Source organism: Streptomyces adustus (assembly GCF_009377175.1).
Lineage (GTDB): Bacteria > Actinomycetota > Actinomycetes > Streptomycetales > Streptomycetaceae > Streptomyces > Streptomyces adustus.
The window spans coordinates 94,186-120,831 of the sequence record NZ_VJZD01000002.1 but is presented as its reverse complement, the minus strand read 5'-3'; the positions used below and the strand labels follow the sequence as shown (position 1 = coordinate 120,831).

Genomic DNA, 26,646 nt, shown 5'->3' with positions numbered 1-26,646 from the left:
GATCGGCAGCGCCCGCCCCAGCCGCGACCCCAGCGCCCGCGCGCCCAGCACCCCCAGCAGCGCCGCCCCGAGCGCGACGGCGAAGACCACGCCGACGGCCGTCTCGGTGAGCTGCGCCTGGGTCAGTCCTATGCGGCCGCTGACCCCCCACAGCGAGTTCTGCACCAGGGACCAGCAGGGGATCACCGAGACCAGCACGAGACCGGGGCACGGCCGCGGCAGCCGGGCCCGCTGCCGCGGGGTCGGCTGCCGCCGAGGGGTCCGGGCGGCGGCCGTGGGTGCCGGAAGACGGCCCGTCAGGGGCCAGACGGCGAGCGCGGTCAGGGCGAGCGCGGCCAGCGGCTGACCGTGCCCCGCGCCGAGGTGCGGCAGCGTGAGATAGAGGAGCCCGGCGAGCCCGGAGACGCCGAGCAGACCGAGGGTCGAGGCGCGGTGCGGGTCGGGCTGCGTGGCGATCCGGGTGGCGGCCACCGCGGTGACCGTGCCGGAGCCGAACCCGCCCAGCAGCGCGCCGAGCACGACGGCCGGTACGACTCCGGTGAGCGCCGCGACGCCGTAGCCGAGCGCGGCGAGGACGAGGCCGGCCCGGGCCAGCCGCCGCGCCCCGATCCGGTCCACGCGCGAGGCGAGAAGGAATCCGGCGGAGGCCGAACTCAGCAGCAGGACGCTGCCGACCGCCCCGGCCTGGGTGGTCGACAGGGGCAGCCCCGAGTCCAGTCTGCCGACCAGGGTGGGCAGCAGGTACGGGGCGAGATAACCGGCCGTGAAAAGGGCGACGAGGGGCCAGGTGCTGGTGCGAGGCGCGGACACGGGCGTTCCCGGGGCATGCGAAAGGAGCGGCTCAAGGCGGGGAGGGGTGCGACGACCGTCGACTGACGGGAACGTGCGGGCAATTTGTATCAAAAGCGCCGTTCGAGAAGAAGGGTTCGCGATGAGATGTGAGGAACGTCCCGTTTCATGACGAGGCGTCATGAGAGGGCTTCACGAGGGGTGTCGCGAGGGGGGGGTGTGAGACGGCGTCGTTGACGGTATCCGTTCGCGTATCTAACCTTCATTTTCATATGTAGATGATGTTCCGATGGCTGCCCCGCCCACCCGGCCGACCACCGGACCCGACCTCGGAGGAGCCACCCCGTGACCCGCGACCTGACCATCACCGAGGTACGGCTGACCCCGATCCTGGTGGCCGATCCGCCGCTGCTGAACACCCAGGGCGTGCACCAGCCCTACACCCCCCGACTGATCGTCGAGATCGTCACCGCCGACGGCGTCACCGGACTCGGCGAGACCTACGGCGACACCAAGTACCTGGAACTCGCCCGGCCGTTCGCCGACCGTCTCGTCGGCCGCCGGGTCAGCGACCTGAACGCGCTGTTCCCGCTCGCCGACGAGGTCGCCGTCGACGACTCCCGCACCTCCGGCCGGGTCGACGTCGGCGGGCTGCGGGGCGTGCAGACCGCCGACAAGCTGCGCCTGTCCGTCGTCTCCGCCTTCGAGGTCGCCTGCCTCGACGCCCTCGGCAAGGCCCTCGGTCTGCCCGTGCACGCCCTGCTCGGCGGCAAGGTCCGCGACGCGGTCGAGTACAGCGCGTACCTCTTCTACAAGTGGGCCGCCCATCCCGAAGGCGCGGCCGGCGAGAAGGACGACTGGGGGGCCGCGCTCGACCCGGCCGGGATCGTCGAGCAGGCGCGCCGGTTCACCGAGCTCCACGGCTTCACCTCCTTCAAGCTCAAGGGCGGTGTCTTCCCGCCGGACCAGGAGATCGCCGCCGTGCGCGCCCTCGCCGAGGCGTTCCCGGGGCATCCGCTGCGACTGGACCCCAACGGCGCCTGGAGCGTGGCGACCTCGCTGCGGGTGGCCGAGGAGATCGGCGACCTCCTGGAGTACCTGGAGGACCCCGCGCTCGGCACCCCCGCCATGGCCGAGGTCGCCGCCCGCACCGGGGTGCCGCTGGCCACCAACATGTGCGTGACGACCTTCGCCGAGATCCCGCAGGCGTTCGCCGGGGGCGCCGTGCAGGTCGTCCTGTCCGACCACCACTACTGGGGCGGTCTGCGCAACACCCGGGAGCTCGCCGCCGTCTGCCGCACCTTCGGCGTCGGGATCTCCATGCACTCCAACACCCACCTGGGAATCAGCCTGGCCGCCATGACCCATGTCGCGGCCACCGTCCCGGACCTGCATCACGCCTGCGACTCCCACTACCCCTGGCAGTCGGAGGACGTCCTCACCGAGCGCCTCGTCTTCGACGACGGCCGGGTCGCCGTCCCGGACGCCCCGGGCCTGGGCGTCACCCTCGACCGCGAACGGCTGGAGTTCCTGCACCGGCGCTGGCTCGACGACGACGGCGGGCTGCGCGAGCGCGACGACGCCGCCGCGATGCGCGCCGTCGACCCGCACTGGGTCACCCCGTCCGTGCCTCGCTGGTGACGACGCCGTCCGTCCCCCGCCGGTGACGACCCCGGCGGTTGCCCGCCGGTGACGGCCGGCGGGGCGGGTCGAGGCACGCGGGGCGGCCGGGCGGGGCGGTCGCGGGCCGGTCCGCGGCGCGACGGCGGGCCGGACGTGACGCACGGCGCTTTGTCGGTGGCGTGGTGCACACTGGCCAGATCCGCACCACGCCAGGGAGTACCCCGTGATCGCGTACGACGCCTATGACGGAAAGGGACCGTCGCCCATCACCCCGGGCCCGCAGTGGCAGGCCCACATCGATCCGCTGGCCGCCCTGCGCACCCCCGACGATCCGCCCTGGGACGTGTATCTCACCGGCGACGTGTTCCTCGACATCATCTTCACCGGGCTCGACTCCGCCCCGGTGCGCGGCACCGAGTCCTGGGCGCGCGGGATGGGATCGAGCCCCGGCGGCGTCGCCAACATGGCCACCGCGCTGGCCCGTCTCGGCCTGCGCACGTCCCTGGCGGCCGCCTTCGGCGACGACCACTACGGCGAGTACTGCTGGGACGCCCTGGAGCAGGGCGAGGGCATCGACCTCACGCCGTCCCGCACGGTCCCCGGCTGGCACTCCTCGGTCACCGTCTCCATGGCCTACGAGGGCGAGCGCACCATGGTCTCGCACGGCCACGAGCCGCCCCCCGAGGAGAGCGCTCCCGAGCACGCCCCGCGGGCGCGGGCCGCCGTCGCCTCCCTCACGCCCGGGCGGGTCGCCCCCTGGATCGCCGAGGCCGCCCGCGCCGGCACCCGGATCTTCGCCGACGTCGGCTGGGACGACACCGGTGCCTGGGACCTGGCGGGCCTCGCCGACCTCGCGCACTGCGAGGCGTTCCTGCCCAACGCCGAGGAAGCCATGCGCTACACCGGCGCCGACTGCCCCCGCGCCGCCGCCCACGCCCTCACCGCGCACGTGCCGCTCGCCGTCGTCACCCTCGGCGCGGACGGCGCGTACGCGGTCGACCGGCGTACCGGCGAGAGCGCCGAGGTCCCGGCGATCGCCGTCGAGGCCCTCGACCCGACCGGCGCCGGCGACGTCTTCGTGGCGGGCTTCGTCACCGGCACCCTGGCGGGCTGGCCGCTCGCCGACCGGCTGGCCTTCGCCGGTCTGACCGCCGCCCTCTCCGTCCAGGAGTTCGGCGGCTCCCTGTCGGCGCCCGGCTGGGCGGAGATCGCGGCCTGGTGGCGCCGGGTGCAGTCGGTCGAGGAGCAGGATCCGGCCGCGCTGCGGCGGTACGCGTTCCTGGACCGACTGGTGCCGGGGGAGGAGCGGGTCAGGCCCTGGCCGCTGCGCCGGGCGGTGCCGACGATCGGGTTCGGGCGCTCGGCGTGAGCGGCGGGCGGTGCCCCTGGGACCGCGGTGCCGAAAAGCCCTACGGCGTTGAGGGTGCCCCGTCGTACCCTTGGAATCGCGAGGCCGCCCTCAGCTACGCGGCCCTGACGAGGAGGAACCGCAGGCCTACAGAGCCGGCCCATGACTCAGACACCCACAGCTCGCACCCCTGCTCAGGGGCAGGCGAGAGCACAGTTCACCGTTCCCGCGCAGCACCCCATGGTGACCGTACTGGGATCCGGCGACTCCCTGTTGCGCGTGATCGAGAAGGCCTTCCCGGCGGCCGACATCCACGTCCGGGGCAACGAGATCAGCGCGGTCGGCGACGGGCGTGAAGTCGCCCTCGTCCAGCGCCTGTTCGACGAGATGATGCTGGTGCTCCGCACCGGGCAGCCGATGACGGAGGACGCAGTGGAACGCTCGATCGCCATGCTGAGGGCGAGCGAGAACGGGACGAGCGACGGCCAGGAGACCCCGGCCGAGGTGCTGACGCAGAACATCCTGTCCTCGCGGGGCCGCACGATCCGCCCCAAGACCCTCAACCAGAAGCGGTACGTCGACGCGATCGACAAGCACACGATCGTCTTCGGCATCGGTCCCGCGGGCACCGGCAAGACCTATCTCGCCATGGCCAAGGCCGTGCAGGCGCTCCAGTCCAAGCAGGTCAACCGCATCATCCTGACCCGCCCCGCGGTGGAGGCCGGCGAACGCCTCGGCTTCCTGCCCGGCACGCTGTACGAGAAGATCGACCCTTATCTGCGTCCGCTGTACGACGCGCTGCACGACATGCTCGACCCGGACTCGATCCCGAGGCTGATGGCCGCGGGGACGATCGAGGTCGCGCCGCTGGCGTACATGCGCGGCCGTACGCTCAACGACGCCTTCATCATCCTGGACGAGGCCCAGAACACGAGCCCCGAGCAGATGAAGATGTTCCTCACCCGGCTCGGCTTCGACTCGAAGATCGTGATCACGGGTGACGTGACCCAGGTCGACCTTCCCAACGGCACCAAGTCCGGCCTGCGGCAGGTGCAGGACATCCTGGAGGGGCTGGACGACGTCCACTTCTCCCGGCTGTCGTCCCAGGATGTCGTCCGGCATAGGCTGGTCGGCCGTATCGTCGACGCGTACGAGAAGTACGACAGCGAGAACGGTACGGAGAACGGCACCCACAAGGGCGGCCGCACCAAACGGAAGTAGACAAGTCAGCACCATGTCGATCGACGTCAACAACGAGTCCGGAACCGAGGTCGACGAGCAGGCGATCCTCGACATCGCCCGCTACGCGCTCGCGCGGATGCGTATCCACCCGCTCTCCGAGCTCTCGGTGATCGTCGTGGACGCCGACGCCATGGAGCAGCTGCACATCCAGTGGATGGACCTGCCGGGGCCCACGGACGTCATGTCCTTCCCGATGGACGAGCTGCGTCCGCCGTCGAAGGACGACGACGAGCCCCCGCAGGGCCTCCTCGGGGACATCGTGCTCTGCCCCGAGGTCGCCGAACGGCAGGGCAAGGAGGCGCCCACGGAGCACACCATGGACGAGGAGCTCCAGCTCCTCACCGTCCACGGCGTGCTGCACCTGCTGGGCTACGACCACGAGGAGCCCGACGAGAAGGCCGAGATGTTCGGTCTCCAGGCCGCCATCGTGGACGGCTGGCGTGCGGAGAACGGCCTGACCGGCCCGTCTCCGGCTCCCACCGTTTCATGAGTGCGCCACTCGTCCTCGGCGCGATCGCGCTGATCGTCGTCGCCTGGCTGGCCGCCTGCGCGGAGGCGGGCCTGGCGCGGGTCTCCAGCTTCCGCGCCGAGGAGGCGGTGAAGTCCGGCCGCCGCGGCAGCGCGAAGCTGTCCCAGGTCGCCGCCGACCCCACCCGCTACCTCAACGTGGCGCTGCTGGTCAGGGTCGTCTGCGAGATGGCGGCGGCCGCGCTGGTCGCCTACGGCAGCCTGAAGGAGTTCGGCAGCACCGCCGAGGCCCTGCTGATCGCCATCGGCGTCATGGTCCTGGTGTCGTACGTCGCCGTCGGCGTCTCCCCGCGCACCATCGGCCGCCAGCACCCCCTCAACACCGCGACGGCGGCGGCGTACGTCCTGCTGCCGCTCGCGCGGATCATGGGCCCGATCCCCTCGCTGCTGATCCTCATCGGCAACGCGCTCACCCCCGGCAAGGGCTTCAGGCGCGGTCCGTTCGCCTCCGAGGCCGAACTGCGCGCGCTGGTCGACCTCGCCGAGAAGGAGTCCCTGATCGAGGACGACGAGCGCCGCATGGTGCACTCGGTCTTCGAACTGGGCGACACGCTCGTGCGGGAGGTGATGGTCCCGCGCACCGACCTCGTCGTCATCGAGCGCTTCAAGACCATCCGGCAGGCCCTCACGCTCGCCCTGCGGTCCGGGTTCTCGCGCATCCCCGTCACGGGCGAGAGCGAGGACGACATCGTCGGGATCGTGTATCTGAAGGACCTGGTCCGCAAGACGCACATCAGCCGGGACGCGGAGAGCGAGCTGGTCTCGACGGCCATGCGGCCCGCCGCCTTCGTCCCCGACACCAAGAACGCCGGCGACCTGCTGCGCGAGATGCAGCAGGACCGCAACCACGTCGCCGTCGTCATCGACGAGTACGGCGGCACGGCGGGCATCGTCACCATCGAGGACATCCTGGAGGAGATCGTCGGCGAGATCACCGACGAGTACGACCGGGAGATCCCGCCGGTGGTGGAGCTGGGCGAGGACCGCCACCGGGTCAGCGCCCGTCTGGACATCACCGACCTCGGCGAGCTGTACGGCCTCGAGGAGTACGACGACGAGGACGTGGAGACCGTCGGCGGACTGCTGGCCAAGGCGCTGGGCCGGGTGCCCATCGCCGGGGCTTCGGCGGCGGTCGAACTCCCCGACGGCCGTGCGCTGCGGCTGACCGCGGAGACCTCCGCGGGGCGCCGGAACAAGATCGTGACGGTCCTGGTGGAGCCGGTGGGCGTCGCCGGACCGGGCGACGAGAAGGAGACGAAGCCGGAGTGACCCCCCAGGAGCTGCGCGCCCTGTGCCTGTCGTTCAACGCGACCGTGGAGGACTTCCCGTTCAATCCGGAGACCTCCGTCTTCAAGGTCCTGGGAAAGATGTTCGCCCTGTCGGGCCTGGACGCGCGGCCCCTGACGGTCAACCTGAAGTGCGACCCGGAGGACGCGGTCCGGCTGCGGGACGAGCACCCCGGACTGATCGTCCCCGGGTACCACATGAACAAGCGCCACTGGAACACCGTCACGGCCGACGGCGGGCTCTCCGACCGGCTGGTCAGGGAGCTCGTCGAGGACTCGTACGACCTGGTGGTGGCCGGCCTGCCCAGGGCACAGCGGCTGCGCCTGGACCGGCCCTGACGCCCGGTTCCCCTGCCGCCGGTCCTGATGCCGTGCCAGAATCCACGCATGTCTGTTCGATATCCGCGCCCGCTGCGCCCCGGTGACCGTATCGGCGTCACCTCGCCCTCCAGCGGGGTCCCGAAGGAGCTCGCGGCGCGGTTCGAGGTGGCCGTACGCGATCTCCGGGCCCGTGGCTACGAGGTGGTCGTCGGCCGGTGCATGGACGGCTCCGGACACGTCAGCGCCCCGGCCGCCGAGCGGGCGGCCGAGCTGATGGGGATGCTGACCGATCCCGGCATCCGGGCCGTGGTGCCGCCGTGGGGCGGGGAGACCGCGATCGACCTGGTGCCGCTGCTCGACTTCGACCGGCTGCGCGAGGCCGAGCCGACCTGGCTGGTCGGGTTCTCCGACCTGTCCACCCTGATGACGCCCCTGACCCTGCTGACCCGCGTCGCCACCGTGCACGGCAACAACCTGATGGACACCCCCTACCGGGTGCCGGACGGTCTGCTGTCCTGGCTGGACATCGTCGCCGCACCCCAGGGCGAGCCCTTCGCCCAGACCCCGCCGGGCCGCCACCGCGCGAGCGGCTGGGACGACTACCGCGCCCACCCGGACGTCCGCGAACTCACCCTGGACACCGCGGGCGGATGGACCCGGCTGGACGGCGAAGGGGACGTGGACGTCGAGGGCAGGCTGATCGGCGGCTGCGTCGAGACCCTCGTCAACCTCGCGGGCACGCCGTATCTCGACGTCCGGTCCTTCGCCCGCGACCTGGCGCCGGAGGGGCTGCTGGTGTACGTCGAGGCGGCGGAGGACAACGCCTTCACCATCTGCCGCAATCTGCACGGGATGCGCCTGGCGGGCTTCTTCGACGCGGCGAACGCGGTGCTCGTCGGCCGGACCAAGGCGCCGGACGGCCGGACGCTCACCCAGCACGAGGCGGTCCTCGACGCCCTCGGCCCGCTGAACGTGCCGATCGTCGCCGACGTCGAGTGCGGCCATGTCCCGCCGTACCTGCCGCTGGTGAACGGAGCGCGCGGCAGGCTCGTCCACACGGCCACGCGCAGCGAGATCGTCCAGACCCTCGACTGAGTCCGGCGCGCACCCCGGCGCCGTCGGCGAGGAGGGACGTACCCCGTGGCCGGGGGAGCGGTCCGGTTCTTCGTATGCTCGGGGCATGACCGACAGCAACGCGCTCGACCCCGAGGACCGCAAGATCGTCACCCTGGCGCGGTCCGCCCGCGCCCGCAACGGTGTGCCCGAGGGGGCGGCCGTACGCGACGAGACCGGCCGTACGTATGTGGCCGGCACCGTCGAGCTCGACTCCCTGAAGCTGAGCGCCCTCCAGACTGCGGTGGCCATGGCGGTGGCATCCGGCGCGAAGTCGCTGGAGGCGGCGGCGGTGGTGACCGAGGCGGAGTCCGCGTCCGCGCAGGACCGGGCGGCGGTACGGGACCTGGGCGGACCGGGGACGCCGGTACTGGTGGCCGCGCCGGACGGCACGGTCCGTGCGACCGTCACCGCGGGCTGAGCCCGGACGAGCCCACGCGGCAAGGAAACTGATGCAGCGTCAGTTTCCCTGCCGCGTCTCCATTGACTTCTCACGCGGCCTGCACATCAATGGCCCCCTGTCGGCGCAGACGAGCCGCTGCGCCCGCATCACCCAGAGGGGGCAAGCATGGGTCCAGAACCCCGGAGATCCCTATGGCGCCGGTGGGCGTCGCTGCTCGGGGCGACCGCGCTCGCGGTCACCGCGGGCGGCGCACTCGCCTGCCCGGCCGGAGCCGCGTCCACGAACGTGGACTTCGCCGCGCACTGCATCCCGCCCGCGATCGCGGGCCTCCCGCCGATCGACGGCACCACCACCGCGAACATCGCGGTGGACAACACCAGCCCCAAGGTCGGCGACACCGTCACCGTCACCTACACGGTGGTCACGGCCGCCGCGAGCAACCCCACCGACCTCGCCCTGCCGGCCGACATCATGACGCCGACCGGCACGGTCGTCCTCGGCGGGGCGCAGACCGGCAACGTCACGGTCGCCGGGCCGAAGAAGAACGACCCGGTGCCGGGGCGTGGCGCCTTCCCGTCGTTCTCCATGACCGGCACGTTCACGGTCACCGCGCCCGGCGCGATCACGCTCTCGCCCGGCGACTACAACATCCACACCAGCTACATCCTGGAGCTGGACACCCCCTGCACGGTCATCACCCCGCCCGCGCCGGTCTCCGAGACCATCACCGCGACGGACGTGAGCCAGCCCAACACCCGTGCCATCACGCTCGGTTCGGCATCCGGCAACCCCGGTGACAGCGTCACCGTCACCGGCAGCAACTTCACCCCGGGCGCGACCGTCACCCTGGCCGGCCGGGCCGGAACCGCCCAGACCGCGGACACGGCGACCGTGACCGCGGACGCCCAGGGCGCCTTCAGCGGCCCGCTCGTCGTCAACGACAGGACGACCACCGGGGTCGTGGCGTACGAGGGCGGCGCGTGGAGCTCGGACAAGGGCGCGGGACCCGCCGCCTATGTCGTCGTCGACAACACGCCCGTACCCGAGGGCAGTCAGAAGCTGACCACCACGGTCCGGGCGGGGACGCTGTCCATGTCCCAGGCCGGGGACGCGGTGCAGCTGTCGGCGGTCGACTTCGGCCAGGGCGGCGCCTCGGCCGGATCCCTCCAGACGGTGACCGTCAAGGACTTCCGCGGCGGACCCGCGGGCTGGTCCCTGACCGGCAAGGTCACCGACTTCACCGGCCCCGGCGCCAAGATCGACGCCGGCAAGCTGAGCTGGACCCCCGCCTGCGCCACCAAGGCGGGCAGCCCGAGCACCTGCCAGGCCGGTTCGGCGGGCACGGTGGGCACCTCGGGGGCGACGCTGGCCGCCGCCCCCGACTCCGCGCTCACCGGCGGCGAGTTCACCGTGGACGCCGGACTGTCGCTGAACGTACCGGCGTTCACCCCGCCGGGCACGTACTCCGGCATTCTCACGCTGACGCTCACCTGACCGCACCCTTCCGGAGGACGGGCGCCCCAGCCCCACGGGTCCGCACCCGCCCGTCCACCTCGGCCCGTCCACCTCGGCCCGTCCACCTCGGCCCGTCCACCTCGGCCCGTCCACCTCGGCCCGTCCACCTCGGCCCGTCCGTCCCGGCCTGTCCGTCCCGGCTCGGTCGTCTCGGCCGGTGCGCGTCGGCCCGTCCGTCCCGGCTCGATCACCTCAGCGGGGGGTCCGCACCCATGCGCAAGCCGCACCTGCACCCGTCCTCGGCCCCACGGCCGGCCGCCCTGCTCCCGGCGCTCCGGCTGTCCCTGCCGCTGTCCCTGCCGCTGTCCCTGCCGCTGTGCCTGCTCCTGGGCCTCCTCCTGGCCGTCACGGCCGCACCCGCGCACGCCGCCGACAACGGCAGCTGGTCCGTCTACCCGGCCTCCCCGGCCGCCGCAGCGCGCCCCTACTTCTACATCTCCGCGGACCCCGGCCAGACCGTCGAGGACAAGGTCGTCGTCGCCAACCGGACCGGGACGCCCCTGACCTTCCGCCTCTACGCGGCCGACGCCTACAACACCGCCCGCGACGGAGGATTCGCCGTGCGGACGGTGAAGGAGCGGATGCGGGGGGTGGGCGCCTGGGCGAAGCCGGCGCGCGACCGGGTCACCGTGCCCGCCCACGGCTCGGTCACCGTGCCCGTCACGCTGACGGTGCCCCGGGACGCCGAACCGGGCGACCACCCCGGCGCCATCGTGGCGCTCGACGAACGCGTCGACACCGGCTCCGGATCGCTCGCCGTCGGGGTGCAGCGGGCCGTCGGCGCCCGCGTCTACTTGCGGGTGAGCGGGCCCGCCCTTCCCGCGATCTCCGTCGAGGACGTCCGGATCAGCCACCACCAGCCGCTCGTGCCGGGCCTCGGCGCCAGCACGGCGACGATCTCCTACACCCTGCGCAACACCGGCAACGTCACCCTCGACCCCAAGGTGGAGCTGACCGCCCGTGGCCTGTTCGGGCGTACGCTCCTCAGCCGCGCCCTGACCAGGATCCCGGCCGAGCTGCTGCCGGGGCAGCGGGTCCGGCTCAGCGAGCCCTGGCACGGCGCGCCCCAGCTCGACCGGGGCGACGTCACCCTGACCGCCAGCGCCCAGGGCACCCGGGAGTCGGCGAGCGCTTCGTTCCTCGCGCTGCCGTGGCTGCTGGTGGCGCTGGTGTTCGCCGCCGGAGTCGTCGGCGGGGTGCTCCTCGTCAGAGTGCGTCGGGGCCGCGCTCGCCGGTCCGAACCCGCACCACCGTCTCGACCGGCGTCGCCCACACCTTCCCGTCGCCGATCTTCCCCGTCCGTGCCGCGTTGACGACCGCGTCGATGACGGCGTCGGACTCGGCGTCGTCGACGACGACCTCGATCCGGACCTTGGGCACCAGGTCCACCCGGTACTCGGCGCCCCGGTACACCTCGGTGTGTCCGCGCTGGCGGCCGTAGCCGCTGGCCTCGGTGACGGTCAGACCGTGCACACCGAGCTCCTGGAGAGCCGTCTTGACCTCGTCGAGGCGGTAGGGCTTGACGATCGCGGTGATGAGCTTCATGCCTGGGGCTTGACCTTCTGCGCGGAGGGGAGGGCGGAGTGGCCGACCGGGGCGCCATGGCCCAGGACCCCGTGATCGTAAGCCGTCTCGGCGTGCACCGTAAGGTCCAGTCCGGTGTGCTCCTGCTCCTCGCTGGCCCGGAACCCGAGCAGCCGGTCCAGCAGCCTGCCGATGCCGTACGTCACCGTGAACGCGTACGCCGCCACGGCCGCCACGGCCACCGCCTGCCGGCCGAGCAGGCCGAGCCCGCCGCCCTCCAGCAGGCCCGCGACGCCACCGGTCATCCGGGAGGTGGCGAACACCCCGATGAGCAGGGTGCCGACGACTCCGCCGACCAGGTGGACCCCGACGACGTCGAGGGAGTCGTCGTAGTCGAACCGGAACTTCCAGCTCACGGCGTACGAGCAGACGACCCCGGCGGCGAGGCCGACGGCCAGCGCGCCGAGCAGGGAGACCGAGCCGCAGGAGGGGGTGATGGCGACCAGGCCCGCGACCGCGCCGGAGGCGGCTCCCAGGGTGGTGGGGTGGCCGTCGCGCCGCTGCTCCACGAAGAGCCAGCCGAGCAGTCCGGTGCCGCCGGCCGCGAGGGTGTTGAGCAGGACGGCGGCGGCCAGCCCGTCGGCGTGCAGGGCGGAGCCCGCGTTGAAGCCGAACCAGCCGAACCAGAGCAGACCGGCGCCCATCATGACCATCGGGAGGTTGTGCGGGCGCATCGCGTCCTTCTTGAAGCCCAGCCGGGGGCCGAGCACCAGACACAGGGCGAGGCCGGACGCGCCGGAGGCGATCTCGACGGGGAGCCCGCCGGCGAAGTCGAGGGCGCCGAGGTGCTCCACGATCCAGCCGCCCGGGCCCCACACCCAGTGGGCGACGGGCACGTATACGAGCAGCGCCCAGACGGGGACGAACACCAGCCACGCCCCGAACCTCACCCGGTCCGCGACCGCGCCGCTGATCAGCGCGGCCGTGACGATCGCGAAGGTGAGCTGGAAGGTGGCGAAGAGCAGGGTCGGCACGCTCCCCCGGACACTGTCGGGGCCCAGGTCCGCCATGCCGAGGTGGCCGAGCCCGCCGAGGAGGCCGCCCGCGATGTCGTCGCCGAAGGCGAGCGAGTAGCCCGCGACCAGCCACACCACCGTGACCAGGGCGATCGACACGAAGCTCATCATCAGCATGTTCAGGACGCTCTTGGTGCGGACCATGCCGCCGTAGAACAGGGCCAGGCCCGGCGTCATCAGCAGGACGAGGGCGGTGGCGGCGAGCAGCCAGGCGGTGTCGCCGGTGTCGATGCGCCCTTCGGCGAGAGGGGCGGAGAGGGGCGCGGCCAGGGTCACGGTGTCTCCAACGGGATGGGGGCTCGTCAGAGGGTCACCGGTGGGCGTTTCCGGTTGTGCACAGGGGTGTTTCGGCGGAGTTTCCTATTGCCGGGAGGTTTCCGGGAGCTCACTGCCGCGGGGTGGTCGGCGCCGCGTGCAGCCGGGGTTCGTGGATCAGGGAGAATGGGCGTCATGAGCGTTCGTACCCCGTCATCCGAACAGTCGGCCGAGGCCGCCCACCGCGCCGGCTTCGCCTGCTTCGTGGGCCGCCCCAACGCGGGCAAGTCCACCCTCACGAATGCTCTGGTCGGCCAGAAGGTGGCGATCACGGCGAACCAGCCGCAGACCACGCGGCACACGGTGCGCGGCATCGTGCACCGGCCGGACGCCCAGCTGATCCTGGTGGACACCCCCGGCCTGCACAAGCCGCGCACCCTGCTCGGCGAGCGGCTCAACGACGTCGTGCGCACGACCTGGGCCGAGGTCGACGTGATCGGCTTCTGCCTGCCGGCGAACGAGAAGCTCGGTCCCGGCGACCGCTTCATCGCGAAGGAACTGGCGTCGATCAAGAAGACGCCGAAGATCGCGATCGTCACCAAGACCGACCTGGTCGACGGCAAGGCGCTGGCGGAGCAGCTCATCGCGATCGACCAGCTCGGCGCGGAGCTCGGCTTCGAGTGGGCCGAGATCATCCCCGTGTCGGCGGTCGCCGACAAGCAGGTCGACCTGCTCGCCGACCTCATCGTCCCGCTGCTGCCGGAGGGGCCCGCGCTCTACCCCGAGGGCGACCTGACGGACGAGCCCGAGCAGGTGATGGTGGCGGAGCTGATCCGCGAGGCCGCGCTGGAGGGCGTACGGGACGAGCTTCCGCACTCCATCGCCGTGGTCGTGGAGGAGATGCTGCCGCGCGAGGACCGCCCCGCCGACAAGCCCCTGCTCGACATCCACGCCTTCGTCTACATCGAGCGCCCCAGCCAGAAGGGGATCATCATCGGCCCCAAGGGCAAGCGCCTGAAGGAGGTCGGCATCAAGTCCCGCAAGCAGATCGAGGCGCTGCTGGGCACGCCGGTCTTCCTCGACCTGCATGTGAAGGTGGCGAAGGACTGGCAGCGCGACCCCAGGCAGCTGCGCAAGCTCGGCTTCTGAGCCCGCAGGCGGCGGACCCGGCGGGGGCACCCGGCCGGGCCGACCCGCCGCGCCCGGCTCAGTCCACCCCGCGGATCCGTCCCACCAGCACCGCCCCCGCCAGCCCGATCAGCGCCGCCACCGCGTAGAGCATCCGGTAGCCGCCCAGGTACGTCACGATCGGTGCCGCCAGCACCGGGGCCGCGACCTGCGGCAGGGCGTTGGCGATGTTGATGACGCCCAGGTCCTTGCCGCGGTCCAGGGCCTTCGGCAGGACGTCGGTCATCAGGGCGAAGTCGACGGAGGTGAAGACGCCGAAGCCGATGCCGAGGACGGCCGCGGCGGCGATCGCGCCGGGCCAGGTCTGCCAGCAGGCCAGTGCCGCCGTGGCCACCGCCATCAGGATCCCGGACCAGATCACGAACGGCTTGCGGCGGCCCAGCCGGTCCGACCAGACCCCGCCCACCACGACGGTGGCGAGGAGCGTGATCCCGTTCACCGCGGTCAGGACGAGGACGCCCTGTTCGGGGTCGTCGAGGTGCAGCCGGTCCCGCAGGTAGTAGAGCAGGTACAGCAGCACCAGCGCATTGCTGAGGTTGATCAGGAAGCGGGTCAGCCAGGCCCACGCCAGGTCGGGGTGTTCGCGCGGGCTCAGCCGGAAGGACGCGAGGAACTCCCGGCCCGACCAGGGCGGCCGGGCCGACACCGGCAGCCGCAGGTCCGGGTGGCGCAGGACGTACGGCAGGACGCCCACCAGGGTGAACACCGCGCACGCCGCGTACCCGCCGCCGGTGCCCCCGGCCACCGTCGCCAGCCCCGTGCCGCCGACCACGCCGAGGATCTGCGCCGCGCCCAGCCAGCCGCCCACGCTGCCGCGCTGGAGGCGCGGCACCCGGTCGGGCACGGCCGCGGTGACCGCGGCGAACGCGGCGTTGAGGGTGAGCTGGACCAGGCACCAGCCCGCCGCCATCGTCCACACCCCGCCCGCGCCCGCGAGGAGCAGCAGGGACAGCGCGCCGCCGGCCGCTCCGGCCACGATCCACGGGGTGCGCCGGCCCCACCGCGCGGTCGTCCGGTCGGACAGCGCGCCGAAGAGCGGGTTGGCGACCAGCGAGACGACCGCGCCCGCGCCCGTCACCCAGGCCAGCATCGTCTCCTTGGACATGCCGGAGCCGGGCGCGAAGTCCTCGGCCTGGGAGGCGAGCAGGATCTGGAGCGGGCCGTACCAGCCCACCCAGATCGCCCCGTTGGCGAGCGAGAGCGCCGAGGTCCAGCCCCGCCCCACCCGCTCGACCGGCTCGGCGAGGGCGGGGGCGGGCAGCGGCACGGCCGGGTCGGCCGCGGTCATCTCTGCGCCCGCAGGGCGTCCCGCAGCCAGTGGTACGAGGCCTTCGGGGTCCGCTCCAGGGTGTCGTAGTCGACGTGCACGAGCCCGAAGCGGCGCTGATAGCCCTCCGCCCACTCGAAGTTGTCCATCAACGACCAGACGAAGTAGCCGCGTACGTCGACGCCCTGCTCCAACGCCCGGTGCAGCGCCCGGACATGACCGTCCAGGAAGGTGATCCGCTCCTGGTCGTCGACGCCCTCGTACGAGCAGCCGTTCTCGGTGATGACGACGGGCGGGAGCCGGTCGCCGTAGCGCTCGCGGAAGGTGGTGAGCAGCTCGGTGAGCCCCTCGGGCACCACCGCCCAGCCGAAGTCGGTGACCGGGTAGCCCTCCAGTTCCTTGACGGTGAAGGGCAGTTCGGCGGGCAGGGTCAGTCCGCCGAACTCGATCTCCGAGCCCTCGGGGGCGCCCACCCGGGTCGGCTGGTAGTAGTTGATCCCGTACCAGTCGACCGGCTCCCCGATGATCTTCAGGTCGGCCTCGACGTCGCCGGGCATCAGCTCTCCGATGCCGTCGGGGTAGCGGCCCAGCAGGACGGGCTCGGCGAAGAGCCGGTTGAGCAGGAGGTCGTAGAAGTCGGCCGCCGCCACGTCCTCGTCGCGGTCCGAGGCCGCCCAGGTCGGGCCGTGCGAGTTGGCGATCCCGATGTCGCCCGCCCCGGCCGCGCGCAGGGCCCGTACGGCCAGACCGTGGGCGAGGAGCTGGTGGTGGGCCACCGGCAGGGCGTCGAACATGAGCTGCCTGCCCGGGGCGTGCGCGCCGAGCGCGTGGCCGAGCAGGGTGTGCTCGGCGGGCTCGTTGAGAGTGATCCACTTCTTGACGCGGTCGCCGAGGCGGCCGGCGACGACCGAGGTGTACTCGGCGAACCGCTCCGCGGTGTCCCGGTCCAGCCAGTCCAGTTCCACCGGCAGGTCCCAGTGGAACAGGGTCGGCACGGGCCGTACGCCGGCCGCGCACAGGGCGTCGACCAGGCGGTCGTAGAAGTCGAGGCCGCCGGGGGAGTTCACCCGGGGCCAGGAGATGGAGAAGCGGTACGCGTCCACGCCCAGGTCCTGGAGGAGCGCCACGTCCTCGGGGTAGCGGTGGAAGTGGTCGCAGGCCACCGCCGCGGTGGAGCCGTCCTTGATGTGTCCGGGCCCGGCGGAAAAGGCGTCCCACACGGACGCCCCGCGCCGGTCCGCGGCCCCTTCGATCTGGTGGGCCGAGGTAGACACCCCCCACAGGAAGCCGTCGGGGAAGCGGGGGATCGGGTGCGCGGCCGCGCGCGGTTCAGTCGCCATGCGCCGGATCATCGGTACCGCCGGTAACCGAAGTCAACGGTCCTGCGCGAACCGCGGCCGGGACAGGGCCTAGGCGCCCTCCTTCAGAACCCGGGAGACAAGCGTGCGCTGTTCCTCGGTGAGCCCGGGGTCGGCCGCGTGCACCGTGCGGCCGTCCACCGTGATCTCGTAGTGGAAGCCGTCCGGAACCCCGTTCGTCGGCCTGCCCCGGCCCGCGGCCAGTGCCTGCTCGGCCAGGGCATGCCACTCGGGCGCGTCGGGCCGCCCCGAGGTGTCCACCTCGGCGACCCGTTCGATGCCCGCGAACCCGCCCGTGCGCCTGATCCGAATACGCATGGGTCTGTGTCTAGTACGGAATCAGAGCGTGCGCACCCCGACCTGTTCCCAGGCCTTCAGCACGGCCTGGAGTTCGTCGCCCGCGCCGTAGCGGGCCCGCGCCGCGGCCGTGGTGAGCGTGGCGAAGTCGGCGAACAGCGCGTCCTTCTTCAGTTCGCCGCCGGTCAGCACGTCGTACCAGATCTGTCCGGCCCGCTCCCAGGCGTGGCCGCCGAGGGCGGTGGCGGCGAGGTAGAAGGCGTGGTTGGGGATGCCGGAGTTGATGTGGACGCCGCCGTTGTCGCGGCCGGTGCGCACGAAGCCGTCCATCGTCGCGGGCTGCGGGTCCTTGCCGAGGACGTCGTCGTCGTACGCGGTGCCGGGCGCCTTCATCGAGCGCAGCGCGGTGCCGGTGACGCGGGGGGCGAGCAGGCCCGCGCCGATCAGCCAGTCGGCCTCTGCGGCGGTCTGGCCGAGCGTGTACTGCTTGATGAGCGAGCCGAAGACGTCCGACAGCGACTCGTTGAGGGCGCCCGACTGGTCGAAGTAGGCGAGGTTGGCGGTGTACTGGGTGACGCCGTGGGTGAGTTCGTGGCCGATGACGTCCACCGGGAGGGTGAAGTCGAGGAAGATCTCCCCGTCCCCGTCGCCGAACACCATCTGCTCGCCGTTCCAGAAGGCGTTGTTGTAGTCCCGGTCGTAGTGCACGGTCGCGTCCAGCGGCAGGCCGGAGCCGTCGATCGAGTCGCGCCCGTAGGCGCTGAGGTACAGCTCGAAGGTGGCGCCCAGACCCGCGTAGGCGCGGTTGACGGTGGCGTCCTTGACGGCCCGGCCGTCCTCGCCGCGGACCTTGTGGCCGGGCAGGTCCGTGTGGTGGCGGGCGTCGTAGAGGGTGCGGTGCGGCTTGCCGGTCGCGGCCGGCGCGGCGACGGCCGGGGCGCCCACCACGGTGGTCAGCCGGCGGCGGGTGCGCTCCAGGGCGTCGTGCTCCAGGGAGCGGCGGGCGGGACCGGAGAGCGCGGGGTCCTCGTGCTGGGCGAGCTTGTCGAGGACGTGCGGCGGGACGATCGTGCAGAAGACGGGCTCGGAGCCCCCGTGTGTCGTCATGCCCGGCACCTTCGCACCGTGTTGTCCCTATGTCACTACCCGCAACCATGATTGGTGAAATACAGGGACAAACGGCCTTGCCTTGGTCACGGAGTGGTATGGAACACCTTTTTGTCCGTTTCATTCCCTACGTCCATCCGGTCCCGCATACTGGAACACCCCCGCGCCATCGGTGCGGCTCGGCTAGGCTGCGCAGCATCATGCGTTTCGGGCTGCTTCTCCTTAGCTGCCGCGGCGAGGGCCTGTAGTCGAGGCCGACCCCCTCCCCGCGGAGCTTGGCGTTGCGTCGTCGGCCGTCCTGTAGGACACCTTCACGAGGAGCCCACGCCACCATGGCCAACCGCCAGCAGCCCAGTTCCATGCCGATCCACAAGTACGGCCGGTACGAGCAGGTCGACATCCAGGACCGCACCTGGCCGGCACAGCGGATCACCGCAGCCCCCCGCTGGCTCTCCACCGACCTGCGCGACGGCAACCAGGCACTGATCGACCCCATGTCGCCCGAGCGCAAGCGCCGGATGTTCGACCAGCTGGTCAAGATGGGATACAAGGAGATCGAGGTCGGCTTCCCGGCCTCCGGCCAGACCGACTTCGACTTCGTGCGCTCGATCATCGAGGAAGAGGGCGCGATCCCGGACGACGTGACGATCTCCGTACTGACCCAGGCCCGCGAGGACCTGATCGAGCGGACGGTGGAGTCCCTGAAGGGCGCCAGGCGCGCCACCGTCCACCTGTACAACGCCACCGCGCCGGTCTTCCGCCGGGTGGTCTTCCGCGGCTCCAAGGACGACATCAAGCAGATCGCCGTCGACGGCACCCGCCTGGTCGTGGAGTACGCGGAGAAGCTGCTGGGCCCCGAGACCGAGTTCGGTTACCAGTACAGCCCCGAGATCTTCACCGACACCGAGCTGGACTTCGCGCTGGAGGTCTGCGAGGCGGTCATGGACGTCTGGCAGCCCGGCCCGGGCCGCGAGATCATCCTCAACCTGCCCGCCACGGTGGAGCGTTCGACGCCGTCCACGCACGCCGACCGGTTCGAGTGGATGCACCGCAACCTGACCCGCCGCGAGTACGTCTGCCTGTCGGTCCACCCGCACAACGACCGCGGCACCGCCGTCGCCGCCGCCGAGCTGGCACTGATGGCCGGCGCCGACCGCGTCGAGGGCTGCCTGTTCGGCCAGGGCGAGCGCACCGGCAACGTCGACCTGGTCACCCTGGGCATGAACCTGTTCTCCCAGGGCGTCGACCCGCAGATCGACTTCTCCGACATCGACGAGATCCGTCGCACCGCGGAGTACTGCAACCAGATGGAGGTCCACCCGCGCCACCCGTACGTGGGCGACCTGGTCTACACGTCCTTCTCCGGCTCCCACCAGGACGCCATCAAGAAGGGCTTCGACGCGATGGAGGCCGAGGCGAAGGCCAAGGGCGTCACCGTCGACGACATCGAGTGGGCGGTCCCGTACCTGCCCATCGACCCCAAGGACGTCGGCCGCTCCTACGAGGCCGTCATCCGCGTCAACTCGCAGTCCGGCAAGGGCGGTATCGCCTACGTCCTGAAGAACGACCACAAGCTGGACCTGCCGCGCCGGATGCAGATCGAGTTCTCGAAGATCATCCAGGCGAAGACGGACGCCGAGGGCGGCGAGGTCACCGGCTCGGACATCTGGTCGGTCTTCCAGGACGAGTACCTGCCCAACCCGCAGAACCCCTGGGGCCGCATCCAGGTCCGCACCGGCCAGTCGACCACCGACACCGACGGCGTGGACACGCTGACCGTGGAGGCCACCGTCGACGGCGAGAACACCGTCCTGACCGGCTCCGGCAACGGTCCGATCTCGGCCTTCTTCAACGCGCTGGAGTCGATCGGCGTCGACGTACGCCTGCTCGACTACCAGGAGCACACGATGAGCGAGGGCGCCTCCGCCCAGGCCGCCTCGTACATCGAGTGCGCGATCGGCGACAAGGTGCTGTGGGGCATCGGCATCGACGCCAACACCACGCGTGCCTCGCTGAAGGCGGTCGTCTCGGCCGTCAACCGCGCGACCCGCTGACACCGCCTCCGACGAGGCCTTTCGGTGCCCCGACCGCTCGCCCGGGCGGTCGGGGCACCGTCGTGTACCGGCCATCCGACCGGAGAGGTCACGGACAGGTCTCGTACGGGGTACTGACGCGACCTCACCGATGTGGCTAACATCACGCAAGCGCGGCGATGTTGCCGCGGGGTTACGGAGGTGCGACGTGCTGCCAGTCCGGGGACAAGACGGCCGTGCCACCAGGTTTGCGCGCATCCTGGGCACCCGCACCTCATGGACACCCGTCGGCGACGGCGAGTTCTTCTGTCCCGGCTGCGGAGGCGACCGCAACTACCAGCGGCTGACCGGCCGCCGGCGCTTCACCCTGCTCGGCGTGCCCGTGCTGCCGCGCGGCGAGACCGGACCGGTCGTCGAGTGCGCGGCCTGCCGACGCCACTTCGGCGCCGACGTCCTGGACCACCCGACCACCACCCGCTTCTCCGCGATGCTCCGCGACGCCGTCCACACCGTCGCCCTCGCCGTCCTGGCCGCCGGCGGCACCTGCGCCCCCGCGTCCCTGGAGGCGGCCGCGGCCACGGTCCGCGCGGCCGGCTTCGAGGACTGCACCCGGGACCAGCTCGGCGCCCTCGTCGAGGCCCTGGCCGCGGACACCGGGCGCGTCCTCGGCCCGCCCTGCGGGGCCGGCCTGGCCATAGAGCTGCACGAGGCCCTGGACCCGCTCACCCCGCACCTCGCCGCCGTCGGCCGCGAATCGATCCTGCTCCAGGGCGCCCGCATCGCCCTGGCCGACGGCCCCTACACCCCCGCCGAACGGGACGTCCTGGTCACCGTGGGCGCGGCACTGGCGATCTGCACGGACGACGTCACCCGTCTGCTGGCGGCGGCCAGGACACCGTCGTAGGACGCCGTACTCCCGGGGGAGTAACGGCGGCCCCGGGTCACCCGCCGCAGTAAGCCCCGGCTCGCTCCCACGCCGGACGAAAACCGCTCCCCGTCCCGGAAGTCTGGACGACGTCAACAGACGACCGGACCGGAGGGAGCCCTTTCCATGGGGGCTGGGGAGACAAGTACGCGGACACGGCGGAGGGCCGTGCCCTGGGCGGTGCTCGCCCTGTGGATCGGGCTGCTCGCGGCCGTCGCACCGTTCGCGGCGAAACTCGCCGACGTGCAGCACAACCGGGTGACCGACTACCTGCCCGCGAGCGCCGACTCCACCAGGGTGGCCAGGATCCAGGACCGGCTGCCGGGCGGCCAGACCACCGAACTGGTGCTGGTCTACCACCGCGACGGCGGACTCACCGCGGCCGACCGGGCCCGCGCGGGGGAGCAGGTCGAGCGGATCGCCGGACGGCACACGCTGACCGCGCCCCCGCGGGGCGTGCCCTCCGCGGACGGCACCACCCTGATGTACCCCGTCGACAGCAACGAGCCCGGCACCGACGAGAACGCGCGCGACGCCCTCGTCGACGACGTGCGCGAGGTCGCCCGCGGCGCGGACGGGCTGAGCGTCCAGGTCGGCGGGCCGGGCGCGCTCGCCACGGACGCCGCCGGGGTCTACGCCTCGCTCGGCGGGCCGCTGCTCTACACGACCGTCGCCGTCGTGGCCCTGCTGCTGATCCTCATCTACCGCAGCCCCGTGCTGTGGCTGCTGCCGCTCGTCGTCGCGGGCGTCGCCGACTTCCTGTCCACGGGAGTCGCCTACGGACTCAACCAGGCCTTCGGGACGACGGTGTCGGGACAGAACTCCGGCGTCATGACCATCCTCGTCTTCGGCGCGGGCACCGACTACGCGCTGCTGCTCGTCTCCCGCTACCGCGAGGAGCTACGGCGCCACGAGCGGCCCCACGACGCCATGCTGGCCGCCCTGCGCGGCTGCGGGCCCGCCGTGCTCGCCTCCTCCGCGACGGTCGCCGCCGGACTGCTGTGCCTGCTCGCCGCCGACCTCAACAGCAGCCGAGGCATGGGCCCGCTCGGCACGGTGGGCGTGCTGTGCGCGCTCGTGGCGATGCTGACGCTGCTGCCCGCGCTCCTGGTGCTCCTCGGGCGCCGCGTGTTCTGGCCGCTGGTGCCCGCCTACGGCAGCACGCCCAAGGCTCGCCGGTCGCTGTTCGCCGCGATGGGCACCTCGGCGGGCCGGCGCCCCCTGGCCGTGCTGGCCGGTGGTGCCGTCCTGCTCGGCGCGCTCGCCCTGGGGGCGCTGAACCTGCCCGGCGGGCTCAAGCAGTCGGACGCCTTCGTCGACCGGCCCGAGTCGGTCGCCGCCCTCCAGACCCTGGCCCGCGCCTTCCCCGAGCGCTCCAGCCAGCCGATCACCGTCATCACCCCGGCAGGCCGCGCCGACGCGACCCTGGACGCCGTCCGCGACGTCCACGGCGTCGACAACGCCGAGCGGGGACGCACCGGGGACGGCTGGACCGAGATCTCCGTCACCGCGCAGGGCACCCCCCAGTCGGCGGCCGAGACCCGGACCATCGAGGACCTGCGGCACGCCCTGCCCGGCTCCTACGTCGGCGGCCCCAGCGCCCAGCAGCTCGACCTCGTCGACACCAACGCCCGCGACCGGCTGGTCGTCGTACCGCTCGTCCTCGCCGCGGTGCTGCTCATCCTGATCCTGCTGCTGCGCTCGCTCGTCGCGCCGCTGCTGCTGGTCGCCGCGGTCGTCGCGGTGTGGGGCGCGGCGCTCGGCATCGGCGGGCTGGTGTTCGGGCCGCTGTTCGGCTTCGGCGGCACGGACCCGGGGCTCGGGCTGCTGTCCTTCGTCTTCCTGGTGGCGCTCGGCGTCGACTACGGCATCTTCCTCATGCACCGGATGCGGGAGGAGTCGACGCGCGGCGCGGAACCCGCCGCCGCCGCGCTGACCGCGCTGCGCACCACGGGCGGGGTGATCGCCTCGGCCGGCCTGGTCCTCGCCGCGACCTTCGCGGTGCTGACCAACATGGGGCTGGTGCAGCTCGTCGAGCTGGGCTTCGTGATCGCGGTCGGCGTGCTGCTGGACACCTTCCTCGTGCGGACCTATCTGGTGACCAGCGCGAGCGTGGCACTGGGCCGGAAGGTGTGGTGGCCGGGCCCGCTGTCGCGGACACCCGAGCCGGTACGGCCCGAGCGGCAGCCGGAGCCCGTGTGAGCCCGGGGCGCCCCTCCCTGCCGGAGGGGCGCCCTCCTACCGGAAGATGAACCCGTGCATCCCGTCCATTCCGCGCAACCCGCTCAGCCCGTGCCGTCCGTGCCGTCCGCGCGGGCCGTCGCCGTGGCGCCGCCCCGCCGTATCGAGCGGATCATGGCGGTGGTCAACCGCGACCCCCGGACCGCCCCGCACGCCACCCGCAACGACGCGTGGCTGGCGGCGGCCGCCGCCGTGTTCTCCGCGACGGTCGCGCTCACCACCGACCCGGCGCGCCGCCCGGACGCGCTCGGCTGGACGCTGCTGCTCGCCGTCGCCGTGCCGCTGGTGTGGCGGCGGCGGCGCCCGCTGCTCGTCCTGGCCCTGGTGGTGGCCCTGGTCGTGCCCTACCACGCCCTGGACAACAACCACGCGGCCCCGACGGCGGCCGAGTACGTCGCGCTCTACACCGTCGCCGTCACCGGCCGCCCGCTGCGCACCGTACTGACCGGTCTGGCCGTCCTCGGCATCTCCGTCAGCGTCATGCTCACGGTCGACACCCACCGGGCCCTCGAACTGCTGCGGGTCTCCGGCTGGGTGATCGCGGTGCTCTTCCTCGGCGTCGACGTCCGCTACTACCGCCAGTACGTGGCCGCGATAGTCGAACGCGCCGAGCGCGCCGAACGCACCCGCGAGGAGGAGGCCCGCAGACGGGTCGCGGAGGAGCGGCTGCGGATCGCCCGCGACCTGCACGACCTGCTCGCGCACAGCATCACCCTGATCGGCGTGCAGACCTCGGTGGCCGCACACGTCCTGGCCGCCGACCCCGACCGGCTCGACCGGGCGGCCGTCGCGCAGGCCCTCGACGACATAGCCGAGACCTGCCGCACGGCACGCGGCGAGCTGCGCACGACCCTGGAGGTGCTGCGCGAACACGACTCGCCCGAGGCGCGCGGACCGCTGCCCGGCCTGCACGGGCTGCCCGACCTCGCGCAGGCGGCCCGGCTCGCGGGCGCGCGGGTCGAACTGGCCGTCACCGCCGGCGAGGCCCCGCCCGCGGTCGGCGCCGCCGCCTACCGGATCGTGCAGGAGGCGCTGACCAACGCCGTACGGCACGGCGGCCGGGACGACCTCACCGTTCGGGTCAGCGTGGACGACGCGGAGGGCGCCCTGCGGGTGCGCGTCAGCGACGACGGAGCGGGCGCCGGGCCCGGCGCCCCCGGCTTCGGGCTCGTCGGGATGCGGGAACGCGCCCGCAGCGTCGGCGGGACGGTACTGGCCGGACCGGGCGCCGGGGGAGGCTTCGAGGTGACGGCACTGCTGCCGCTGGGAGGGACCGCATGACCATCCGCGTACTGCTCGCCGACGACCAGACCCTGGTACGGGCCGCGTTCGCGATGCTCGTCGAGTCGGCCGGGGACATGGAGGTCGTCGGACAGGCGGGCACCGGCCGGGAGGCCGTGGAGCTGGCCCGCGCCCGGCGCGCCGACCTGGTCGTGATGGACATCCGCATGCCCGGCCTCGACGGCATCGAGGCGACCCGGCTGATCGCGGCCGACGAGGACCTGACGGACGTACGGGTGCTGGTCCTGACCACCTACGACACCGACGAGAACATCGTCGAGGCGCTGCGGGCCGGCGCCTCCGGCTTCCTGGTGAAGGACACCCGGCCGGCCGAACTCCTCGACGCCATCCGCACGGTGGCCGCCGGGGAGGCGCTGTTGTCCCCGGGGCCGACCGCCCGGCTGATCGCGCGGTTCCTGCGCAGCCCCTCGGCGCCGGCGACCGGCGGACCGGAGTGCCTGTCCGACCGCGAGCGGGAGGTGCTCGCCCTGGTCGGGCGCGGCCTGAACAACACCGAGATCGCCGAGGCGCTGGGGCTGAGCCCGCTGACCGCCAAGACCCATGTCAGCCGGATCATGGGGAAGCTGGGGGCACGCGACCGGGCCCAGCTGGTCATCGTGGCGTACGAGTCGGGGCTGGTCACGCCGGGCAGGATGTGACGGAGAACAGGTCGGCGTCCCGAGCGGGACGCGGACCGGTCGGCGTCCCGTGCGGGACGGCACCCGCACCAGGGAGAGCGATGACCCGGCTGAGCCGCACCCTCCTGACCGCCGCCGTGCTCCTCACCCCCTGGGCGGTCACCGCCCAGGGCGCCTCCGCCGCCACCGGCTGCACCTCCTCCGTGCCCTACGCCTCGGGCGAGGGCGGCTACGCCACCTACCGCATCCCCGCCGCCGTCGTCACCCGCCGGGGCACGGTGCTCGCCTTCGCCGAGGGCAGGCGCGACGGCGCCGCCGACACCGGGGACATCGACGTCGTGCTGCGCCGCTCCGCCGACGGCGGCTGCACCTGGGGCCCGACGACCGTGGTCGCCGCGGGGAACGGGGACACCCGGGGCAACCCCGCGCCCGTGGTCGATCCGCGCACGGGGACGGTCGTGCTGGTCACGTCGTACAACGGCGGCGCGGTGACCGAGGCGCAGATCATGCGCGGCGAGGTACCGCCCGAGCGGGGCCGGCGGGTGTTCGTGCAGCGCAGCCGGGACGACGGCCGGCACTTCGGACCGCCGCGCGACATCACGGCCGAGGTGAAGCCGGCGGGCTGGCGCTGGTATGCGACCGGGCCGGGCCACGCCCTCGCCCTCACCCGGGGACCGCACGCGGGCCGGCTGGTCGTCCCCGCCGACCACTCCGTCGCCCCGCCCGCCGGGTCGCCCGACACCGGCCGGGAGGCCAGGTACTACGGCGCGCACGCCCTCTACAGCGACGACGGCGGGCACAGCTGGCGGCTGGGCTTCGTCGCCGACTCCGCCGACGGCGGGCACCACCCCAACGAGTCCGGTGCCGCACAGCTGCCCGACGGACGGCTCTACTTCAACGCCCGGAACCAGAACGGCGGCGGCGTCGGCCACCGCCTCGACAGCTACTCCGAGGACGGCGCGCGGACCCTGACCCGGCCCTACGCCGTACAGCCCACGCTGAACGACGTGCCGGTGGTCCAGGGCAGCGTCCTCCAGCCGTGGGGCCGCGACGTCCCGCTGCTGTTCTCCGGCCCGTCCGTGCCGACCGCCCGCCGGGCCCTGGCGCTGTGGCGCAGCACGGACGGCGGCGCGAGCTTCACCAGGGCGACGACGCTGTCCGGCCGGCCGGCCGCGTACTCCGACCTGGTGCAGGTGGGGCGCGGGACGGTCGGGGTGCTGTACGAGACGGGGGCGGCGGGGCCGTACGAGACGATCACCTTCCGCCGGGTGGCGCTGCCGGGCTGACC

24 protein-coding genes are annotated in these 26,646 nt (G+C 72.7%); 17 read left to right on the top strand and 7 right to left on the bottom strand.

The window, feature by feature from the left end; genetic code table 11:
• A partial coding sequence (locus FNH09_RS01285) for an MFS transporter (protein WP_162467959.1) occupies positions 1-810 on the bottom strand: 810 nt, incomplete at its 3' end.
• 324 nt (positions 811-1,134) lie between these two features.
• On the opposite strand from FNH09_RS01285, the gene FNH09_RS01280 reads away from it, so the two are divergent.
• The 10 genes from FNH09_RS01280 to FNH09_RS01235 all read left to right on the top strand — a co-directional run bounded on the left by FNH09_RS01280 (position 1,135) and on the right by FNH09_RS01235 (position 11,481).
• On the top strand, positions 1,135-2,430 hold the full coding sequence (locus FNH09_RS01280) for an enolase C-terminal domain-like protein (protein ID WP_162467958.1): 1,296 nt from the start codon (positions 1,135-1,137) through the stop codon (positions 2,428-2,430).
• 247 nt (positions 2,431-2,677) lie between these two features.
• Positions 2,678-3,781, top strand: a complete 1,104-nt coding sequence (locus FNH09_RS01275; protein WP_162467963.1) for a PfkB family carbohydrate kinase — start codon at positions 2,678-2,680, stop codon at positions 3,779-3,781.
• A gap of 141 nt (positions 3,782-3,922) precedes the next feature.
• Positions 3,923-4,981 (top strand): PhoH family protein, encoded by a 1,059-nt coding sequence (locus FNH09_RS01270; protein WP_152884144.1) that lies wholly within the window; start codon positions 3,923-3,925, stop codon positions 4,979-4,981.
• Between the two features lie 13 nt (positions 4,982-4,994).
• Complete coding sequence (ybeY, locus tag FNH09_RS01265) at positions 4,995-5,492, top strand: rRNA maturation RNase YbeY (RefSeq protein WP_152884142.1); 498 nt, start codon at positions 4,995-4,997, stop codon at positions 5,490-5,492.
• Positions 5,489-6,799, top strand: coding sequence for a hemolysin family protein (locus tag FNH09_RS01260; RefSeq protein WP_152884140.1), 1,311 nt, complete (start codon positions 5,489-5,491; stop codon positions 6,797-6,799). Before ybeY ends, FNH09_RS01260 begins: the two co-directional genes overlap by 4 nt.
• Positions 6,796-7,155, top strand: a complete 360-nt coding sequence (locus FNH09_RS01255; protein WP_162467957.1) for an MmcQ/YjbR family DNA-binding protein — start codon at positions 6,796-6,798, stop codon at positions 7,153-7,155. The genes FNH09_RS01260 and FNH09_RS01255 overlap by 4 nt, the downstream gene beginning before the upstream one ends.
• Before the next feature lie 48 nt (positions 7,156-7,203).
• Positions 7,204-8,232: a S66 family peptidase gene (locus FNH09_RS01250; RefSeq protein ID WP_152884138.1), complete on the top strand. Its 1,029-nt coding sequence runs from the start codon at positions 7,204-7,206 to the stop codon at positions 8,230-8,232.
• Between the two features lie 85 nt (positions 8,233-8,317).
• Positions 8,318-8,671: a cytidine/deoxycytidylate deaminase family protein gene (locus tag FNH09_RS01245; RefSeq protein ID WP_152884136.1), complete on the top strand. Its 354-nt coding sequence runs from the start codon at positions 8,318-8,320 to the stop codon at positions 8,669-8,671.
• Between the two features lie 147 nt (positions 8,672-8,818).
• On the top strand, positions 8,819-10,147 hold the full coding sequence (locus FNH09_RS01240) for a WxL domain-containing protein (RefSeq protein WP_152884134.1): 1,329 nt from the start codon (positions 8,819-8,821) through the stop codon (positions 10,145-10,147).
• Positions 10,148-10,380: 233 nt separating this feature from the next.
• Positions 10,381-11,481, top strand: coding sequence for a WxL protein peptidoglycan domain-containing protein (locus FNH09_RS01235; protein ID WP_152884132.1), 1,101 nt, complete (start codon positions 10,381-10,383; stop codon positions 11,479-11,481).
• Here FNH09_RS01235 and FNH09_RS01230 read toward each other — a convergent pair.
• Both FNH09_RS01230 and FNH09_RS01225 read right to left on the bottom strand, forming a co-directional pair.
• Positions 11,375-11,713 carry a P-II family nitrogen regulator gene (locus FNH09_RS01230; RefSeq protein WP_152884130.1) on the bottom strand — a complete coding sequence of 113 codons (339 nt, stop codon included), beginning with the start codon at positions 11,711-11,713 and terminating at the stop codon, positions 11,375-11,377. The two genes, FNH09_RS01235 and FNH09_RS01230, sit on opposite strands and share 107 nt — an antisense overlap.
• A complete protein-coding gene (locus FNH09_RS01225) occupies positions 11,710-13,044 on the bottom strand; it encodes an ammonium transporter (RefSeq protein WP_162467956.1) in 1,335 nt (444 codons plus the stop codon). Before FNH09_RS01225 ends, FNH09_RS01230 begins: the two co-directional genes overlap by 4 nt.
• Positions 13,045-13,209: 165 nt before the next feature.
• On the opposite strand from FNH09_RS01225, the gene era reads away from it, so the two are divergent.
• Positions 13,210-14,172 carry a GTPase Era gene (era, locus tag FNH09_RS01220; RefSeq protein WP_202919559.1) on the top strand — a complete coding sequence of 321 codons (963 nt, stop codon included), beginning with the start codon at positions 13,210-13,212 and terminating at the stop codon, positions 14,170-14,172.
• A 58-nt stretch (positions 14,173-14,230) separates the two neighbouring features.
• On the opposite strand, the gene FNH09_RS01215 is transcribed toward era, so the two are convergent.
• From FNH09_RS01215 to FNH09_RS01200, 4 genes are read right to left on the bottom strand one after another with little or no spacing between them, the layout of a single operon-like run.
• Positions 14,231-15,499 (bottom strand): MFS transporter, encoded by a 1,269-nt coding sequence (locus FNH09_RS01215; RefSeq protein ID WP_152884126.1) that lies wholly within the window; start codon positions 15,497-15,499, stop codon positions 14,231-14,233.
• Positions 15,496-16,830 carry a GH1 family beta-glucosidase gene (locus tag FNH09_RS01210; protein WP_152884125.1) on the bottom strand — a complete coding sequence of 445 codons (1,335 nt, stop codon included), beginning with the start codon at positions 16,828-16,830 and terminating at the stop codon, positions 15,496-15,498. Before FNH09_RS01210 ends, FNH09_RS01215 begins: the two co-directional genes overlap by 4 nt.
• A 57-nt stretch (positions 16,831-16,887) precedes the next feature.
• Positions 16,888-17,154: a protealysin inhibitor emfourin gene (locus FNH09_RS01205; RefSeq protein WP_152884124.1), complete on the bottom strand. Its 267-nt coding sequence runs from the start codon at positions 17,152-17,154 to the stop codon at positions 16,888-16,890.
• Positions 17,155-17,175: 21 nt separating this feature from the next.
• Complete coding sequence (locus FNH09_RS01200; protein WP_152884123.1) at positions 17,176-18,240, bottom strand: M4 family metallopeptidase; 1,065 nt, start codon at positions 18,238-18,240, stop codon at positions 17,176-17,178.
• A 332-nt stretch (positions 18,241-18,572) separates the two neighbouring features.
• Between FNH09_RS01200 and leuA the strand changes: the two genes are divergently transcribed.
• From leuA to FNH09_RS01165, 6 genes are all read left to right on the top strand, one after another.
• Entirely contained in the window at positions 18,573-20,294 is a 1,722-nt protein-coding gene (leuA, locus tag FNH09_RS01190; RefSeq protein WP_152884122.1) for a 2-isopropylmalate synthase, read from the top strand.
• A gap of 187 nt (positions 20,295-20,481) precedes the next feature.
• Entirely contained in the window at positions 20,482-21,177 is a 696-nt protein-coding gene (locus tag FNH09_RS01185; protein WP_162467955.1) for a TerB family tellurite resistance protein, read from the top strand.
• Between the two features lie 147 nt (positions 21,178-21,324).
• Positions 21,325-23,400 carry an MMPL family transporter gene (locus tag FNH09_RS01180; protein WP_152884118.1) on the top strand — a complete coding sequence of 692 codons (2,076 nt, stop codon included), beginning with the start codon at positions 21,325-21,327 and terminating at the stop codon, positions 23,398-23,400.
• Positions 23,401-23,553: 153 nt separating this feature from the next.
• The gene (locus FNH09_RS01175; RefSeq protein ID WP_152884184.1) at positions 23,554-24,720 is read left to right on the top strand and encodes a sensor histidine kinase; all 1,167 of its coding nucleotides are present in this window, start codon (positions 23,554-23,556) and stop codon (positions 24,718-24,720) included.
• Entirely contained in the window at positions 24,717-25,379 is a 663-nt protein-coding gene (locus FNH09_RS01170) for a response regulator (RefSeq protein ID WP_152884116.1), read from the top strand. Before FNH09_RS01175 ends, FNH09_RS01170 begins: the two co-directional genes overlap by 4 nt.
• Positions 25,380-25,459: 80 nt before the next feature.
• Positions 25,460-26,644, top strand: a complete 1,185-nt coding sequence (locus FNH09_RS01165) for a sialidase family protein (RefSeq protein WP_152884114.1) — start codon at positions 25,460-25,462, stop codon at positions 26,642-26,644.
• Positions 26,645-26,646: the final 2 nt, after the last annotated feature.